The 16751-nt window shown below is 60.4% G+C and carries 19 protein-coding genes; 10 read left to right on the top strand and 9 right to left on the bottom strand.

The window, feature by feature from the left end; genetic code table 11:
* Window positions 1-76: 76 nt before the first annotated feature.
* Complete coding sequence (locus EA472_RS06120) at window positions 77-778, bottom strand: zinc ribbon domain-containing protein (RefSeq protein WP_124190626.1); 702 nt, start codon at window positions 776-778, stop codon at window positions 77-79.
* Window positions 779-1430: 652 nt separating this feature from the next.
* Between EA472_RS06120 and EA472_RS06115 the strand changes: the two genes are divergently transcribed.
* The 3 genes from EA472_RS06115 to EA472_RS06105 all read left to right on the top strand — a co-directional run bounded on the left by EA472_RS06115 (window position 1431) and on the right by EA472_RS06105 (window position 3986).
* Window positions 1431-1727, top strand: a complete 297-nt coding sequence (locus tag EA472_RS06115; protein WP_124190625.1) for a MarR family transcriptional regulator — start codon at window positions 1431-1433, stop codon at window positions 1725-1727.
* Between the two features lie 362 nt (window positions 1728-2089).
* A complete protein-coding gene (locus EA472_RS06110; protein WP_124190624.1) occupies window positions 2090-3406 on the top strand; it encodes an AAA family ATPase in 1317 nt (438 codons plus the stop codon).
* Window positions 3407-3470: 64 nt separating this feature from the next.
* Complete coding sequence (locus EA472_RS06105; RefSeq protein ID WP_124190623.1) at window positions 3471-3986, top strand: hypothetical protein; 516 nt, start codon at window positions 3471-3473, stop codon at window positions 3984-3986.
* A gap of 531 nt (window positions 3987-4517) precedes the next feature.
* On the opposite strand, the gene EA472_RS06095 is transcribed toward EA472_RS06105, so the two are convergent.
* Both EA472_RS06095 and EA472_RS06090 read right to left on the bottom strand, forming a co-directional pair.
* The gene (locus EA472_RS06095) at window positions 4518-5087 is read right to left on the bottom strand and encodes a hypothetical protein (RefSeq protein ID WP_124190621.1); all 570 of its coding nucleotides are present in this window, start codon (window positions 5085-5087) and stop codon (window positions 4518-4520) included.
* The gene (locus EA472_RS06090) at window positions 5084-5452 is read right to left on the bottom strand and encodes a hypothetical protein (RefSeq protein ID WP_124190620.1); all 369 of its coding nucleotides are present in this window, start codon (window positions 5450-5452) and stop codon (window positions 5084-5086) included. Before EA472_RS06090 ends, EA472_RS06095 begins: the two co-directional genes overlap by 4 nt.
* Window positions 5453-5830: 378 nt before the next feature.
* On the opposite strand from EA472_RS06090, the gene EA472_RS06085 reads away from it, so the two are divergent.
* The 5 genes from EA472_RS06085 to arsM all read left to right on the top strand — a co-directional run bounded on the left by EA472_RS06085 (window position 5831) and on the right by arsM (window position 9757).
* Window positions 5831-6070, top strand: coding sequence for a PRC-barrel domain containing protein (locus tag EA472_RS06085; RefSeq protein ID WP_124190619.1), 240 nt, complete (start codon window positions 5831-5833; stop codon window positions 6068-6070).
* 273 nt (window positions 6071-6343) lie between these two features.
* The gene (locus EA472_RS06080) at window positions 6344-6895 is read left to right on the top strand and encodes an XTP/dITP diphosphatase (protein WP_124190618.1); all 552 of its coding nucleotides are present in this window, start codon (window positions 6344-6346) and stop codon (window positions 6893-6895) included.
* Between the two features lie 378 nt (window positions 6896-7273).
* On the top strand, window positions 7274-7786 hold the full coding sequence (locus EA472_RS06075; RefSeq protein ID WP_124190617.1) for a hypothetical protein: 513 nt from the start codon (window positions 7274-7276) through the stop codon (window positions 7784-7786).
* 735 nt (window positions 7787-8521) lie between these two features.
* Window positions 8522-8905 carry an ArsR/SmtB family transcription factor gene (locus EA472_RS06070; RefSeq protein WP_124190616.1) on the top strand — a complete coding sequence of 128 codons (384 nt, stop codon included), beginning with the start codon at window positions 8522-8524 and terminating at the stop codon, window positions 8903-8905.
* 12 nt (window positions 8906-8917) lie between these two features.
* Window positions 8918-9757: an arsenite methyltransferase gene (gene arsM, locus EA472_RS06065; protein WP_124190615.1), complete on the top strand. Its 840-nt coding sequence runs from the start codon at window positions 8918-8920 to the stop codon at window positions 9755-9757.
* Window positions 9758-9914: 157 nt separating this feature from the next.
* On the opposite strand, the gene EA472_RS06060 is transcribed toward arsM, so the two are convergent.
* Complete coding sequence (locus EA472_RS06060) at window positions 9915-10238, bottom strand: hypothetical protein (protein ID WP_124190614.1); 324 nt, start codon at window positions 10236-10238, stop codon at window positions 9915-9917.
* A 4-nt stretch (window positions 10239-10242) separates the two neighbouring features.
* A complete protein-coding gene (locus EA472_RS06055) occupies window positions 10243-10716 on the bottom strand; it encodes a winged helix-turn-helix domain-containing protein (protein ID WP_124190613.1) in 474 nt (157 codons plus the stop codon).
* A 114-nt stretch (window positions 10717-10830) separates the two neighbouring features.
* On the opposite strand from EA472_RS06055, the gene EA472_RS06050 reads away from it, so the two are divergent.
* A complete protein-coding gene (locus EA472_RS06050) occupies window positions 10831-11118 on the top strand; it encodes a hypothetical protein (RefSeq protein WP_124190612.1) in 288 nt (95 codons plus the stop codon).
* Between the two features lie 35 nt (window positions 11119-11153).
* On the opposite strand, the gene EA472_RS06045 is transcribed toward EA472_RS06050, so the two are convergent.
* The 4 genes from EA472_RS06045 to EA472_RS06030 form a co-directional block, all read right to left on the bottom strand.
* Window positions 11154-11636 (bottom strand): DUF7384 family protein, encoded by a 483-nt coding sequence (locus EA472_RS06045; RefSeq protein WP_124190611.1) that lies wholly within the window; start codon window positions 11634-11636, stop codon window positions 11154-11156.
* A gap of 169 nt (window positions 11637-11805) precedes the next feature.
* Complete coding sequence (locus tag EA472_RS06040; RefSeq protein ID WP_124190610.1) at window positions 11806-12909, bottom strand: putative sulfate/molybdate transporter; 1104 nt, start codon at window positions 12907-12909, stop codon at window positions 11806-11808.
* A 252-nt stretch (window positions 12910-13161) separates the two neighbouring features.
* Window positions 13162-14787, bottom strand: coding sequence for a methyl-accepting chemotaxis protein (locus EA472_RS06035; protein WP_124190609.1), 1626 nt, complete (start codon window positions 14785-14787; stop codon window positions 13162-13164).
* Window positions 14784-15449 carry a heme NO-binding domain-containing protein gene (locus tag EA472_RS06030; RefSeq protein ID WP_124190608.1) on the bottom strand — a complete coding sequence of 222 codons (666 nt, stop codon included), beginning with the start codon at window positions 15447-15449 and terminating at the stop codon, window positions 14784-14786. Before EA472_RS06030 ends, EA472_RS06035 begins: the two co-directional genes overlap by 4 nt.
* A 227-nt stretch (window positions 15450-15676) precedes the next feature.
* Here EA472_RS06030 and EA472_RS06025 point away from each other — a divergent pair, with 227 nt between their 5' ends.
* On the top strand, window positions 15677-16690 hold the full coding sequence (locus tag EA472_RS06025) for an AIR synthase family protein (RefSeq protein ID WP_124190607.1): 1014 nt from the start codon (window positions 15677-15679) through the stop codon (window positions 16688-16690).
* Window positions 16691-16751 lie beyond the last annotated feature (61 nt).

Here is a 16751-nt window from a genome sequence, read left to right as displayed (position 1 = left end):
GAGGTGCGTGGGTTCCACAGCGGTGACTCGAGGCTGCCCGATCTCGACGTGCTCGTCGCCTCGCGGTCGGCGGCGATTACGCATCCTCCCGTGGCGACTGTGGTGGCCCGCCGTCGGCGACGAGTGCCGGACGCTCGGCCGTCGTGACCGGGAGTGGGGATCGGTATGCACACCGCTGACCGGGGTAGTACCGCTGTGCGAGGACCTTCGCGGCGTTGTAATCCGCGTGGACCACGTCGACGTGACAGTCCGGGTTGGGACAGCGGAGCGTCTTGTCGACCGGTCGGTCGCCGATGACGCCACAGCCGTGACACTCCTGTGAGGAGTAGGCTTCGGGCACCGCCGTGACCTCGATGGCGTACTCGGCGGCGACCGCTCGGAGGCGCAGATGGGCCATCGAGAGGAGCCACGCCGTCCCGCGGTGAGCGTCGGGATCGGTGAGCCACGCCCACAGGTCCGGCTCGTAGTGGCTGTCCTCGGTGACGAGCACGGGCTGGTCGTAGGCGCTCGCGTACTCGCAGAGCTCTCGTGCCGCGTCCTCGAGGGCCTCGAGCAACTCGTTACGACACTGTCTCACGTACGCGACGACCGTGTCGCGATCGTAGGCGCTAGCGAGCAGTGCGGCGACCTGTGCGCGGAGTTCGTCCAGGCGAGCGCAAATCTCGTCGCCGGAGATCGTACAGGCTCCCCTCGAGTCCGGCATCGTGGCTGGACAGGCGGTGTAGAGGTTGTACTCGCCGAGGTCGACGCCGATCGGGGTGCGGTCGGGGTTATCCATCGTGACCACCCGGCGAGGGTTGGTTGGCAGTGGTGGGGGTGTCGGGTTTGGTGGTGGGGTTGTCGGATTTGGTGGTGGGGTTGTCGGGTTTGGTGGTGGGGTTGGGGGGCTCGAGTGTCCGGCGGCGGTTCGACAGGCGGTTGGTTGGTCGGTGGTATGTATAGCCGCCGCGGGTCATCGCCGGTCACCTCCCGTGGCTTCGAAAAGGATCGCGTCGTCGCCAGCCACGAGGAGTTCGTCGTACTGCGTGGTGGTGTGGCGTGTCGGTGTCTCTGCGGGGAACTGGACGGACGCAGGGGATGTACTGTTGCTCGTCCGTGCCGCGGTGTGGCGCGGGCGCGTTTTCTGGTCGTTCTGGGTTGTCTGTTGCTCGTGACCGGTAGCCGATACTCCTGGCTCGTGAGCCCTACAGTTATGGGCTCGGGGGCTGTCTTTTCGCATGGCTTCTAGATTCCCTGGAGGGGAGTCGGAAGCCGCGTCCGACGTGCTGCAACACGTCGGGCATTTCTCGACGAATGCCCGCTGGACTGGCTTCCGTGCAACTCATCACTCTCTGGCATTAAATAGATTACTCACTATCTCTGAGTTACAATACGATATAACTGATCCAATAGTAGAATTAGTTGAGTTCTTCTTGCACATCGGAGGGAATATGAGCACGGTCAGAGATACTGAAAACGTGGTCAGACAACCTGCGGAGTGGATGCAGCCTGTTGACGACCGGATCCTCGAGATCTTCCGCGAGCATGGGAACCTCACTCCTGCAGCGGTCGAGGAGTTCGGTGGCCCGTCCAGCAGCCACGCTAGTCGCAGGTGCAAGAAATTGGCTCGCCACGGGCTTCTCGAACAGATTGTTACTGGACTCTACACGATCACTGACGACGGGGAAGCGTATCTCGACGAGGAACTCGACGCGAGCGAACTCGAGCCGCTCGAGGATACCGAGTAGAATCTCCACTCAGACCGGAATCATCCGGTAGTGAACACAGATTCTATATTTCGAGTTTTCCACCGTTAGAATCACACCAGTTTCTGCAGGAGAAATTATCTGAGGAATCGCTACCGGTATCAAAACGACAAGTCTCGATTATGAACACAAATTCGGGCCAGTTGTGTTCATATTGGTGAAGTCAAATTCCTCAATATGCAACCCCTGGGGGTGGGAGGGATTAAAGAAGGTTGGATTAGTGATGGACTGTATTTACTTTCCAAAATGTTCTATAATAATCCCAGGGGCAGAGGGAAGGGCTTCATAGAAACCCGACCAACCGAAGGACTCAACACGAGTCGTCCTGAAACGATATGTAACTAATGACCGAGATCACTAATCTCCACATAAGGAATTTTAAAGGAGTGTCTGAGCTGGATTACTCTCCAAAGAGGTTGAATTTAATAACTGGGAGGAACAACACTGGGAAAACTTCGTTATTGGAATCCATTAATATAATCTTCAACCCAAAATATATTGACAATTTCTCGAAGAATCTTGACAAGGTTGTACATACCAATGGAAAGTCTGCCACAATTAGCGCAGAGTATACACGGCAGCAGCAGACGCTTGATAGTAATTTCACAAGTCAGAGCCCAGAGGTACAGCACCGTGAGATAGGCTTTAGAGAACCTCGAGAGCAGGAATCTGTCGATATATTCATTAATACACTCCAAGATATATTGGAGACAAATGAAGACTATCCGATTAGAATAAGACATAATGAAAGTTTTGAGGAAGAGGGATTTAAAGAAGATATGAAAGATGCTCTTACTGAAACTATCACTGAGATGCCCGAGGATATTTCTATCTCTGGCACAAGGAGCAATTCAATAGTTCTGGAGATAGATGGGGAGTTGTATTCGTATATCCATCTTGGGGAGTATTATGAAGAGATACGCGAACACATTATTTCAGAATCGAAAGAGAAACTGCAAGAAAAAAATTCAAAGGAAAGTTTTGACTTTGAGGATCCGAGAGAACGAGAGAGGTTACAACATGCCATAATGCGTGGTTTGCATAATCAGTTGGTCCCTAGATTTGGTTCTGACCGTTTTGTGGGTAACAGGCCAGATCCTGTTGAAGGTGTTCGTTTAGTAAAATCTCCTCTTTTGAAAGCAGAGGATGTTGACATGAGTCAGGAGAATGCAGCAGTGAAAGCAAGCGATATAGAAGATTATCTGATTGAAAATAATATTCTGGAAAATCTTGAGGATTTTTCCTTTGAGAAGCTTGTCTTTAGAGATGATAGCGAGAAATACGAGATTCCATACTCGTTCATGGGTGATGGGTTTCGAACTATTGTTGGAATTCTCTGGGAAGTATTATCTGCGGAGCGAGAAGGGAATGTACTACTTCTTGAAGAACCCGATGTGCATATGCATCCAGGATATATTGAAAGTTTATTAACGCAATTAGTAAAGGTCGTTCGGGAAAAGAACCTCCAGTTGTTTATAACTACACACAATATAGACATGATTGAAGGGTTTTTCTCAGACAATCTCAAATCAAAAGAAGAAGTCTTTCTTTCAGACCACTTTCAATTGTTACAACTGACAGATCCTATTCCACGAACATTGGATTATAGAAGTGCTGAAGAAGAAATTGAGGATCTGAACGTTGATCTTCGGGGGATCTAAAATGCGGAAAGTTGTATTTAGTGAAGGGAAACATGACGTGTATTTTCTTGAATTAGCACATAAGATGGGGGATATCGAGAGTAATTATGACAAATATCTAACTGAAGAGGCAGCATACAATCAGACAAGACGCCTAAGAGAGCATTTAGCAGATGATCGCTTCGAAACATTGTATAAGTCTGAAGAAGGATACGGGAATTTGATTAAAAAATTCCGCAGCCATTCTCTAATGTTTACCTCCTTTTCATTATACATATTAGTAGATCTAGATGGAAAATCTATATCTTCTTTTTTCAGTAAATTAAACAACTCGCTAACCGAACAGTATGGAAATAAAGTCAAAGTAGATCCGAGGAATCAGATATCAAATCAAGACATTGTGATTTGTGATTCCAAACTGGAGATCGCTGGAACAGACAATAGAGATCTTCCGGTAATAGCCTTCTATGATAGTTTAGAGGATGTTACCGGAATAAATTATTCTGATAGCAAGAGTACAAAGATACAGAAAATTTCAGAGTATATCGATAATAACCCCAACATCCATAAAGAAATAATCAATACAATACATGATGCTTGATTGTTTATAACACAGTGTATTTTCCTATATCTCCCCTCAGAGACTTTACTACAGAAACAATGGGGACTAGGTTGTTCACACAGGCAATTTCCAAATCTTAGTTGGGGATTATTTCATGTGGTTTAACTGGGACCCTGCGTACGGGGCTGGGGTGAGACATTGTAATTGTTGAGCGCTTTCCCTTAGAGACGATGCGGAGATGGGGCGGTTGATTTGTGACTTTGGCCTTAGCCACACCCACTGCCTTATCCTAGTCACCATTCCAACATCTACGTTATCCGCCTACAGCTACTCGCAGACACGATCCCTCGAGCGGACCTACTCATATGCAGTCTTATCGTACACCGAACGCGACCCTCCCGCAAACAAGGAGTCGGTCGAACACGTGGTCCGGGAAGCCGAACCACAAACCGAGACCATCGAGAAACCGTCTCGGACTCGAGTACACCACCTGATAACTGACTACCCACAAACAACAGAAGCGAAGAACCCGGCATAGCAACTTTCGCACAGCATCGCCTACGGTAGACGTCACTCGAGTCGCTCCCGAAGCTGCACCACGTACGGACTGTTATCCCAGCTTCGGTGAGTGCCGATCGTCGTCAACAGATCTCGAGCCGCACTAACGCTCAGATGCCCGTTCCGGGCGTAATCGCAGATGAGCCGCGGCGTCGGGACGATGCGCGGGCCCTGTAACACGGCGTGGATCAGCGCGAAGTTCGTCCCGCCGAACTCGTCGGTCAGGAACCCGTCGACCTCCAGTGCGTTCGCGAGGACGATCCCATCGGTCTCACCGTCGTCGAGTCCGAACGTGGGCCGCGACTCCGGCGTATCGTCCCGTTCGTAGGGATCGATCACCGTGTAGTGCGCTCGAGCGGCGAGGACGTTCGTCGCTGCAGCGCCGTGGATATCCTGATACTGCGTGAGGTCACGGAGTTCCTCGACGACCTCGGACGGAACGGAGACGTCACACGAGGTGAGCAGATACTGGAACGGGTCTGGAGCCGTTGCGGTATCGTACGTCGCGTCGGCACGGGGAACAGCCACACTGACCAGTGCGCTCGTATCAGCGACGACGGTCTGGAGTCGTGGCCCGCTCATCGATCGGCAGCATCGTCGGGTTCGACCGCGATCGCGTCGTCACCGTAGATGTCGACGTCGGTAGGTGCGTCGAGATCCACCGGTTCAGCTTCGAGGTCTGCCTTGAGAAGTCGGAGTCGCTGGGCGGTTTCAGCGCCGACCAGTTGCTTGACCGTCTCGAACTCGAGTTGGTCGTCGTAATACTTCGTCGCGACCAATTCCTGGAACGTGTCGCGATCGGCGGTCTCCTCGAGGTAGTCGCGAATCGCCTCGACGAGCAGATCAGTCCGATCCGTGTCGAAAAGTTCGGCGACTGCATCGAGACGCTCGACGAGGTACTCGGGAGACTGGAAATGCACCCGCCGGGGATCGTCGCTCGCGCTCATGATATGTGCATGTTCTGCACATAGACGGATAACCGTTTCGCCGAGTAAGTGTGATTTTCACACAAGGATCGCCCTCTCTCGTTTGAAATTGCCGTACAGATGGTTGAACAGTGGTTACGACGGGATCACGCACCGCACTAACGACGAATGCCGATCCAACTCATCATCCCGACACCGATCGTTTCCAACAACACCCACCCACAGACACGATGCCTCGAGCGGGCCCGCGCAAACAGATCCGTCGGATCCCCACCTGATGTGGAATAACGTGGGTCGGACGCCACTCGCCGTTCGGAACTCGAGTGGTCCCGGTCAGTTCGGAGAGCCGTCGGCACATGTAGTGACTCCACTAACTCTCGGAGCGACGAACGTCGTCGTATGTGTGCGAAATTCACCGGCGATGACGACGGAAAGCGAGCCGTCGACGCGGACGGCGAACAGATCGGTATCGTCGAGACGGTCGAGGGCGGGGTTCCTCACGCCGATCCCGATCCGGGAATGACGGACACGATCAAGTCGAAACTCAGATGGGGCGGTTCCAACGGGGAAACGTACCGACTCGACGAGCAAAACGTCGAATCGATCACGGACGACGAGGTCCGCATCGAGCGGTTCTAAACGGTCAGGCACGCGTTCGCCCCACGCGGTCGCGTTTCGGAGCGAGCGACTTCCACCCTGCCAGATTATCTGAACGATAATACGAGTACTGGTATCGGCGGAAGATAGTGGCGAAGACTGATACGGTCTGCTCTGACTGATACGGATTGCTGTACCGATGTACCGGCGCACTCGCGACCCGGGCGGCGGGTACGCCGGTACTGACGGACAGGAAACCGTACGAGACAGCGCGCGACCGACGCCTATATTCGCCCGGAGCGCGCCGCCTCGCACATGGCCGTTCGCTTCGTCACCGGCAACGAGGGAAAGGTTCGCGAGGCTCGAGCGTACCTCGAGGGGATCGACAGGGTCGAACAGATCGAGTACGACTACACCGAAATCCAGAGCGACTCGCTCGAGGAGATCGCCAGGGTCGGTGCGCGGGAAGCGTTCGAGGAGACGGGCAACGACGACCCCGTCCTCGTGGGCGACACGGGGCTGTTCGTCGACGCGCTCGCGGGCTTTCCGGGGCCGTACTCGGCGTACGTCGAGGACACCGTCGGCGTCGAGCGCCTCTGGCGGCTCGTCGAGGCCGAAGACGACCGGCGAGCGCGCTTTCGGACGGTCCTGGCGTTCGCGGACGGCGAGCGAACGGAGACGTTCGACGGGACGCTCGCGGGGACGATCGTCGCCCCCCGCGGCGACGAGGGCTTCGGCTACGACCCCATCTTCGAGTACAACGGACAAACGCTGGCCGAGATGAGCCTCGAGGAAAAGAACGCGATCTCACACCGCGGGCGGGCGCTCGCGGCGTTCGCGGAGTGGTACGCGGACGACGAATACTAGATCGGAAAACTACCAACCAGGTTTTCACGTCTACGGACGGGGTTTCCTGGATGATGTAACCGGTCGTTGCTCCGAAATCGAGGTGATCTACGCAACTCGGTCGAGAGAGGGCACATCCGAACAAAACCGGTGTAGCACGCCATGAAACAGCAGATACGTCTCCCCGAACGGTTCAGTGAGAGCGCCACTGTTAAATTACCCCTCCGGGACTGGTGTGCATAAGGGACGGTTCGTCGTTGAGTACTTGTTGACTTTGAAAGTTTGTGTCACAGCAGTTAGCCAGTGTCAGCACTGATGGACAGTTTGAGTGGAATTTGTACTGCCGCCCAAAATCGTTGCACCCGCTATCTTTTTCCAACCCGAGTGTGATCTGAACTTATGAACAGGCGGAAGCTTCTAACTAGTAGTGGTATTAGTGCTGGAGTGATTTCAATTGGAACAGCCGGATACGTTAGATACAGTTCTGATATGAATATTACCGTCCCGAGTCAGGTTAGCGAATTCTCTTTCGAAACAGAGAACCCTCCCGTGGGATGGTATCTCGAGGGGAATGGTATCGGTCCCGAAGATAATCCACAAATCACGCATCAAGCGGACACCAGCCCGGAGATCAAAATATCTGGAACACTGTTTATTGGTTCTAGAAACTGCGAAAAAGCAATCGTGGATGAGCTAACGTATGACGATTCAGATAGTACTATCCGAGTGATTGTAACTTGGGCTAACCAATCAATGACGATTAGCGAGCGTCTCCAAGGTCGACTCTGTAGAGAGGCACTTGCATCTGCCCGGTACACGATCAAAATGACTGTTGAGGACCACATTCGGTCAATCGACGTGATTGAACGGGACTATCGAGGAAATAAATATTCTTCACAGGAATCTCTTTGAGTCATTCTATACAGAAAAAGACAGTTCTAACTACCGTCTATTTGCTATGAGATAGCATTCTTGCCACACACTGTCATGTGGTCTATACATCGATTATCTCTTACGCCTCTTCCAAATCACTAACCCTACTAGATATATTAAGAATCAAATTAATTGTGTATAAATTTACGATGAGTAATAGGGCCAGAATAAATATAGTGACGCCGGGGTTAACAATGACGAATACTAAACCTACTACCGAAAGAGCGACCAATACAATCTGTCGTATTTTCAATCTCTCTTGATCCATATTATTAGGGCAGGATATTGGCATTTATCACTTACTATGTTCGATTCGTTTGGTGGTCTATTCGACGCGGTCTAGTTCGAACGGTATTTGAGACGGGATAGAGCGCTCGGAGGTTGGTCCGAGCGCCCATTATTGGGATTTGGCACATGATGGCATTTCTCATCTCGTTTCGGTGCTGTCCCCCACGCAGCGATGCAGTTTTCCCTCGCTCTATCCGAGACCGATTGGAGTCCCCACTTGAGTTTGAGAGTCGTTCATCCGAACGCGATTAGGGTGGGGTGATGCATCCCCGAACTGGGTCGCTTTCTCTGTGGCTGTTCCTGTCCCACCACGCCCATCGACGTGGTCTCTTGGACCGATGTATCGGTGAGGCCACAACCCATCTGCGGTCCAACCGGTACTGATTTAACCAGAGCGATGGTACACTCATATTGGGAAAATACGATATGACTTCGTCCAACGAGACGGCGGCGGACGTTCGCCGGACGCTCGAGCGGCTGTCCGACGACTGCGACCCCGTCGCCGAACTCGAGGAACGCCGACCGGCCGACGAGACGGTGGCGACGCAGGAGACGGTCTTCGGCGCGCTCGCGAACGACCACCGGATTCGCGCGCTCGAGGCGCTGCGCGACGGCGAGCTGTGTGCCTGCGAGCTACAGGTCGTCCTCGACGCGCCCCAGTCGACGGTCGCGACCCACCTCCGGACGCTCCGGGAGGCGGGCCTCGTGAAGACTCGCAAGAAGGGAAAGTGGACCTACTACCGCATCGCCGACACCGCGGTCTTCGAACTGCTCGACGTGGCCGCCGCCGTCGAGACGCCGACCGAGTAACCCGCTTCAACTATGACAGACAACGGCACACCGACGGACGACCCGAGCATCGACGACGCGAGCAACCGGACGAACGCAGGCCCGAAAGTAACCGACGGCACCTCCGACAGACGGGCCCACGTTCGCGAGGAGTACGGCGACGTGGCCGCCGGCGAAGGCGGCTGTTGCGGGTCGACGACCGCCGACGCCGACGACGGCGGCGTAAGCGCCGATCCGTCTCGATCGGCGGCGCTGGGCTACGACTCCGACGACCTGGCGCAAGCGCCCGACGGCGCGAACCTCGGGCTGGGCTGTGGAAATCCGGTCGCGATGTCGGCCCTCGAGCCCGGGGAAACGGTGCTCGACCTCGGCTCAGGCGGCGGGTTCGACTGCTTTCTCGCGGCGCGCGAAGTCGGTCCCGACGGTCACGTCATCGGGGTGGACATGACGCCGGAGATGCTCGAGCGCGCTCGAGAGAACGCGGCCGAGAGCGAGTTCGACCACGTCGAATTCCGACTGGGCGAGATCGAACACCTCCCGGTCGCCGACGAGACGGTCGATACGATCATCTCGAACTGCGTCGTCAACCTCTCGCCGGACAAGCCGCGGGCGTTCGCCGAAGCCTACCGGGTGCTCCGGCCCGGCGGCTCGCTCTCGATTTCGGACCTCGTCGCGACGGGACCGCTCCCGCCCGAGGTCCGCGACGACCCGGACGCGGTCGCCGAGTGCGTCGGCGACGCCGCGCGAATCGAAGACCTCGAGCGGTGGCTCGCGGATGCGGGGTTCGTCGACGTCGAAGTCATCCAGGAAGGCGAGTGGAGCGACGAACTACCGATCGTCTCCGCCCGTATCGAGGCGCGAAAACCGGTGTAAGCCGCGTCGGTCGTTCCACTCCGACGTCGCCACGCGGTGTTCGTCGTCGGAGCGAAACGACCGCGACCGACCGTCCGACCCCTTCGCGGGGTAGCTCACCGACGAGCGACCGTCCGATCGAGAACCGCCGCCGATCTTCCGTCCCGTGTCGCGTACGTTACCCGTCGTCGGCCGGCGTCACGAGCACCGTGACGATCGCGTACTGATGGACCGTCGACGGATCGGGAACCGTGTCGATCGGCTGGGCGAACCTGTACTCGACGTCCTCGACGACGTACTCCGCTCGCGCGTCCCGAAGTTCGTCGGCGATCGTCTCCGGTCCCTCGAATTCGGCGATAGCGAGCGTGACGGTCGCTCCCGCCGGTGGAATCTCGACGCCGCTCGATTTCGCGAACTTCGCGAGCGTCTCGCCCGTCTCCGCGTCCTCGAAGAAGAGCTCCTGCTTGAACGGCCTGTATTCCCTGTTTTCTTCGGAACTCATTGTCTCACCCGGCGATCGCGTCGACGACTTTTCGGTCGAACGCGTCCCGATCCGCGTCGTCGCCGTCACGCGCTTTGTCGTTGCCGCCGCGGGCTTGCTTTACCGACGCTTCGATCGACCGCTCGATCCGGGCGTCGGTCGTCTCGAGAACGCGCGCCGAGTGGCGCAGAACGTCGGCGTGGGCCGCCGCGAGCGTCTTCGCGAGTTCGCTGTCTTTGTTCAGCCGGTAGGTGGTCGTGTTCCCGACCGTCCCGGCCCGCTCGACGATCCCGAGTTCCTCGAGGTCGTCGACGTTTCGGTGGAACGAGTTGCGAGACAGCCCGGCGAGTTCGATCACGTCCGACGCGGTCAACTCCTCGTAGTGCTTTCGAAGAAAGACGTCGACGATCTTCACCCGACTCGGCGTTTCGAACAACTTGACGAACGGCGAACTCTCACTGTAGGCTCCGCCCGCGCTCGAGTCGTAGCCACCGGTCATGTTCGCACAGTGATCGCGGTCGCTAATAAATCCATCCCACGAATGGGACGGTCCATTTCATTCCTGGGATATCTTTCCCAAACAATGATGTCGGAGCCGGCGAAACGAGTTCGAGTGGACTGGGACTCGGACTCGGCCCGTGCGGCGATCAAACTGGACGTCGTTCTCGAACTGTACAAGCGGCGTCACCGGGCGCCGTACGCCGTCACCATCGCGGACCTCGAGACGTACTCGAGTTCGTACGACGACGCCGAGTTCCACGAGCTGATCGACGAAATCGTCGCCGAGTGCGAGTCGGTCGCGTATTCGAACCGCGCGGAGACCCGAATTCATCTCACCGACCGCGGGAAACCGCAGCGATATCTCGACGAACTCGCGGAGCAAAACGACTGGTACCGGTAGCCGTCACCGAGTGCTGCCGGACGCCCGCCCACCGGTCACCGTCGCGGATCGCAGTCGGGGCCGGGATACTCGCCGCCCTCGACCGCCTCGTAGAGGCTCTCGGGGTCGAACAGCCGGGCGAACGCGTCCGGCGGACGAACGCTCACCGAGACGCGAGGCTGGAGCGAGAGTCCCGCTTTCGCGGAACCGAGTCGCTCGTCGTCGGAGAGCAGGTGTGCCGCCTCACCGCGATAGGCCGACGCGAGCGCGGGGTGGTCGTCTTCCGGGTGGTCGACCGCGACGCAGTCGGCCTCGAGTCGCGCCCGGTGGTCGCCCGCGAGTTCCTCGTCGGCCAGCGCCGCGACGAGCCGTTCGGTCTCCTCGAGTAAGTGCTCGCTCGCAACCAGGTCGACCCAGGAGTGACGACGGACGTGGTCGAGCGCCTCCCGGGCGTCGCCGTCGACGAGCAGGTCGGCCGCGAGCACCGCCGGATCGGCGACGACGCGCGTCGGGTCGGGCTCGTCGCGGCGTTTACTCATCGCTTTTCCCCGCGTCGGACGCGTCTCTGACGTCGTCGATGTCGACGTCGTACTCGGTGGCGCGGTCGAACAGCTCCTCCCAGCTTGCGGTCATTGGCGGACGTTCGGACGACGGGACGAAAGCTCCCACGCCTGCGCGGCTCGACCGGACTCTCCCCCGTCGACGGCGTCACTTCTCCCTCGAGAGCAGCCAGAAACAGACGGCCCCGAGAACGAACGCGACGCCGACGTTGACCGCGAGGCCGACGACGCCGACGCCGACGACCAGCGCGAGCGCCCAGCCGTCGTCGACCGGTGCGAACGCCGCCCGGCCGAGTTCGAGGGCGACGACGGCGAGTAAGACGCCGAGCAGGGCCATCGGGAACGCGGCCAGCAGCGCGCCGGCGGCCACCAGCGCGAGCGCGAGGTAGCCGACTCCGAGCAGGACGTTCGCGCCGCCGGTCCGCGCGCCGAAGGCGTACTTTCCCGCTAGCCCGCCGCTGCCGTGACACATCGGGACGCCGCCGACGGGGATCGCCGCGAGGCAGGTGACCCCCATGCTCTTCGAGAGCGAGTCTGCGGAGACGTCCCGATCGTAGAGGTCGCCACAGAGCAGCGCGGTCGCGATCGCCGCGTTTCCGAGGGTCATCCCCAGCTGGGCGACGGTCCCCTCGAGCGCCGCCGCCGAGACCGTCGGCGCGCCGGCCGGGAAGATCGCGAGTTCGGGAAGCCGCGGCGTCGGAACGCCGACGGACAGGACCGCCGCGACCCCGCCGAGCGCGAGGACGACCAGCACGCTCGAGCGGCGGTATCCGACGGCGGCGAGCGCGAGGACGACCGCGACCCCCGCGAGCGCGACGGCCGGGTTGGCGATCGAGAGCCCGACGGCCGCCTCGAGCAACAGCAGGGCGACGGCGAACTGGACGCCGCGGATCACGGGCTCGCCGACGATCCGCTGGAGGCGATCGACGAGGCCGAGCGAGCCGACGGCGAGCAGGACGACGCCGGCGAGCAGCCCCGCCGCGGCGAGTTCGGGGTACGACAGCGATCCGACGATCGCCAGCCCGATCAGCGCCTTCATCGGCTCGACGGAAAGCGGCATGCCGTAGTACAACCCCCAGACGATCTGGAACACGCCGAAGCCGATCAGGACGTGCGGGAGCGAGACGGCCGTGGTCGCCGCGAGCGCGACGAGCAGCGGCAATACCGTAACTGAATCACCTAGCGCACCCGTGAGTTCGCTCGTCGTGAATTCGACCTCCGAACGGCCCGGAGACTCGAACGAGTGCGCCATACACCCGGTTTCACGAGAGACACGTTTGACTGTTTCGAGTAACTGATAATGGTTCAATTTCGCAGTGGACGAATGGGGGTCGGGTTACGGATCGAGATGCCTCGAGAACGCCTGCTGTCGGTGGCGACGAGAGCACTCCGCCGTTTCCAGTGGCGGTGGTTCGTCGACGATTCGGCCCACCGTGCCGTCCAAGCCGTCGAATCGTCCGGACCGTCGAATCCGTCGAATCGTCCGCGCCGTCGTCGTTTCCCGTCACCGGGCTGACGGGGGGTCCCTCGATCCGTCGCCGATCGACTCCGGGACCGGCCCGGCCGTCGAAACCGACTCCGGGTCGACGCCGCCGGCCGTCCTGGCCTCGGGGAGGTCGTAGCCCCGGTCGGTCGCGTACTCCTCGAGCCGTCGGTTCAGTTCGGCGGCCTGTTCGGTGAGGACGGTGGCGCTCTCTGCGACGTGTGCGAGCGCGTCGGCCTGCGCCGACGCCCGCCGTACAGCCGTTCCGGCCGTCGCGGCCGTTTCCTCGCTTCGCTCACCCGCGTCTTCGATCATCGCGACGACCTCCTGGGTCGAGGACGCCTGTTGCTGGGTCGCGGCGGAGATCTCCTGGACGCCCTCGTTCGTCCGTTCGGCGAGTTCGGCGATCTCGTCGAGCGCTCGGGCGGCGTCGCTGACGTCGGTGACGCTCGACTCGATCCGCTCGCGACTCGTGCGAACTTCCGTCCCCGCCGACAGCGCGCGTTCGCGAAGCGCCTCGAGACGCTCCTCGACGTCCTGTACCGAGTCGTAGACCTCCTCTGAGAGGGCCTTGATCTCGTCGGCGACCGCGCCGAATCCCCGCCCGCCGTCGACCGACCGAGAGGCCTCGATGTTTGCGTTCAGCGCGAGCAGGTTCGTCTGTTCGGCGATCTCGCTGATCGAATCGACGAGTTCGTCGATCCGTTCGGCATCGTCCTCGAGCGCTTCGATCTCCGCGAGGGTTCGTTCCGTCTCCTCGTCGATCACGTCCATCCCCTCGATCGCCGCCGCCGCGGAGCGACTGCCCTCGTCCCCGACTCTCGCCGTCCGATCCGCGACGTCCGCGACCTCGGTCGCCGTCGCGGCGATCTCCTCGATCGTCGTCGACAGCGACTCCATCTCCGCCGTCACCGTCCGGAGCTGCTCGTTCTGAGCGTCGGTGTCGTCGACGACGGACGAAAGCATCTCGCTCGTTCGCTCGCCCTCCCGACGAACCGTCTCCACGCTCACGTTGAGTTCGCGGCTGTAGGTGACGACGTCACCGGAGAACGTCTGCAACGTCGAGAACGCTCCCTCGATCTCCGCCAGTAGCTCGTTCGAGTTGCGCGCGAGCTCGTCGATCCGCTCGTGGGATCCCTGCGGTTCGAACCGTCGCGTCAGATCGCCGTCGGCGACCGCTCGCGTCACCTCGGCGTGTTCGGACACCGTCCGCTCGAGTTCACTGAGCGACCGGTCGGTCCGTCGATTCTCGGCGAGCCGGCCGCGGATCGACGCCAGGTGATCGCCGAGCGCCTCGAGTTCGTCGACGCCGTCGACGTCGGCGTAGACGTCGAAGCCGACGCCGACGTCGCCCCGGTCGAGTCGCGCCGTCCGATCGCGTAGCTCTCCGATGACGCGGTAGAGCTCGTCGCGCTCGTACTGCGCGGTTTTCGCGGCCGAACCCGCGGCGAGCGCCATCGCCGTGATCCCGGTCGCGGCGACGCCGAGGACGGCGACGGACAACTCCGCCGTCGTCACGCCCTCGAGCGCGACCGTCGCTCCGCCGACCGCCAGCAATCCGGCGACGACGGCGACGAGGGCGAACCCGACGGGACGATCGGACTGGACCGCGGACGGGAGCGACGACCTCGAGCCGACGGCGCTCATCGATCCACCTCCACGGCCGATCCGGTCGCGGCGTCGCGAGTCGCCCCCTGGTCGGTGGCATCCGTCGCGCTCCGGTCGGTCGCCGCGTTCCGAGCATCCGCCTCGTTCCGGCCGATCGCGGTCGCGGTTCGCTCGACGACGAACCGGCAGGCGTCGTCGCCGTCGTGCATGCAGGTCTCCTCGTCGACCGTCAACTCCTCGTCGAACCGATCCGCGACGCCGTAGAGCGCGCCGCGGGCGACGTCGCACAGCTTCCGATCCGAGTCGTACGTGACCCGCACCCGACGATCGTCCAGCCGTTCGGATCTCACCCGCGGCGTCGTGAGGTCGGTCAGGTCCCGCGTCCGAAGCGACGTGTGAAACTGCTGGACGTTCGTGATGAGCTCGAGGCCGTCCCACTCGTCGTCGATGTGGAGGTCGTACAGTTCGAGGAGGACCGGCACGACCCACCGCCCGTACTCGGTCAGCAGCGTCCGCGGATCGGTGTCGGTCAGTTCGCCCGCCGTGCGAACGAGTTCGTAGACGTCCCCGTCCGGATAGACCGCGACCGGAACGTACACCCGTTCTTGGACGTCGGCTTCCCGCTGGATCTCGAGCCACGTCTCCTCGTCGTGGGTGTCGACGACGAACTCCCGGATCGTCTTCAGTATGATCCCGTGCATGAATCCTCGCTCTGCCCTCGTTGGCCGGGTTCGATCGATCCGGACTCCACTTCGTTCATCGATACTCCACTCTATTTTTAACAACATTCGAAATAATTGTTTCGACGGCAGCTCGGATCGACATCGTGGTCACAGGCGACGACCGTGGTGGTCGCCGACCGAATCGGTGCATCCCCCGATCGACGCGGATCGGTAGAGTCTAAGACGACCACCGCGAAGCGTCCGGCGTGAGCGACCTCGGAAAGATCGATCGATCGTTCTTCGATCGCCACGTCGCGCCGAACCTGGGTGCCAGCCGTGACGACGTCGCGGTCGGCCCGCGTCACGGCGTCGACTTCGGCGTGATCGACGTCGACGGGACGGCGCTGGTCACCGCGACCGATCCGCTCTCGATCCTCCCGGCGCTCGGCTTCGAGCGCGCCGCGCGGTTCGCCCTCGATCTCGTCCTCGCGGACGTGGCCGTCAGCGGCGTTCCGCCGTCGCACCTCTCGATCTGTTTCACCCTGCCCGAGGCGATGACCGACGAGCAGTTCGAGACGGTCTGGACGACTATCCACGACGAGTGCGCCGACCTCGGGGTCGCCGTCGTCACCGGCCACACGGCCCGGTACTCCGACCCGTCGCACCCCTGGGTCGGCGCGGCGACCGCGATGGGCGTCGGCGAGCACGACGACGTCGTCCGCCCCGACGGCGCGCGCGTCGGCGACCGGCTCCTGCTGACGACCGGGCCCGCCGTCGAGGCGGTCGGCCTCCTGAGCACCCTCTTTCCCGACCAGCTCGAGCTTCCCGACGACGTCGTCGCGGACGCGCAGGGACGACTCGAGGAGGTGTACTGCGTTCGGGACGCCCTGACCGCGGCCGCGGCCGGACCCGTGACCGCGATGCACGACGTCACCGAGGGCGGACTGGCCGGCGCGTTGAACGAGATGGCCGCCGGAGCCGGAGTTCGGTTCGCCGTCGACCGCGAGGCCGTCCCGATGCGACCCGGCGTCCGCGAGGTGTGCGAGTCCCTCGAGATCGATCCCTGGGCCGCGACCAGCTGCGGCTCGCTGGTCGTCGCGGTCGAGCCGAGCGGCGTCGGTGCAGTACAAAGCGCGCTCGAGGATCTGGACACCGTCGTCGCCGAGATCGGCCGCGTCGAGGACGGCGACGGCGTCGTCGTCGACGGGGAGCGACTCGAGCACCCGGGCGTCGATCCGTCGTGGGCCGCGTACGCGGAACTGGCCGATGGGTCGCAGTAGCGAGCGGTCCGTCTGGACGACGGGCGCTCACCGCCTTCGTCCGTCCGCGTCGGCCGCACCA

It is taken from the genome of Natrarchaeobius oligotrophus (assembly GCF_003841465.1).
Classification (GTDB): domain Archaea; phylum Halobacteriota; class Halobacteria; order Halobacteriales; family Natrialbaceae; genus Natrarchaeobius; species Natrarchaeobius oligotrophus.
This window is presented reverse-complemented; position numbering and strand designations above follow the sequence as displayed.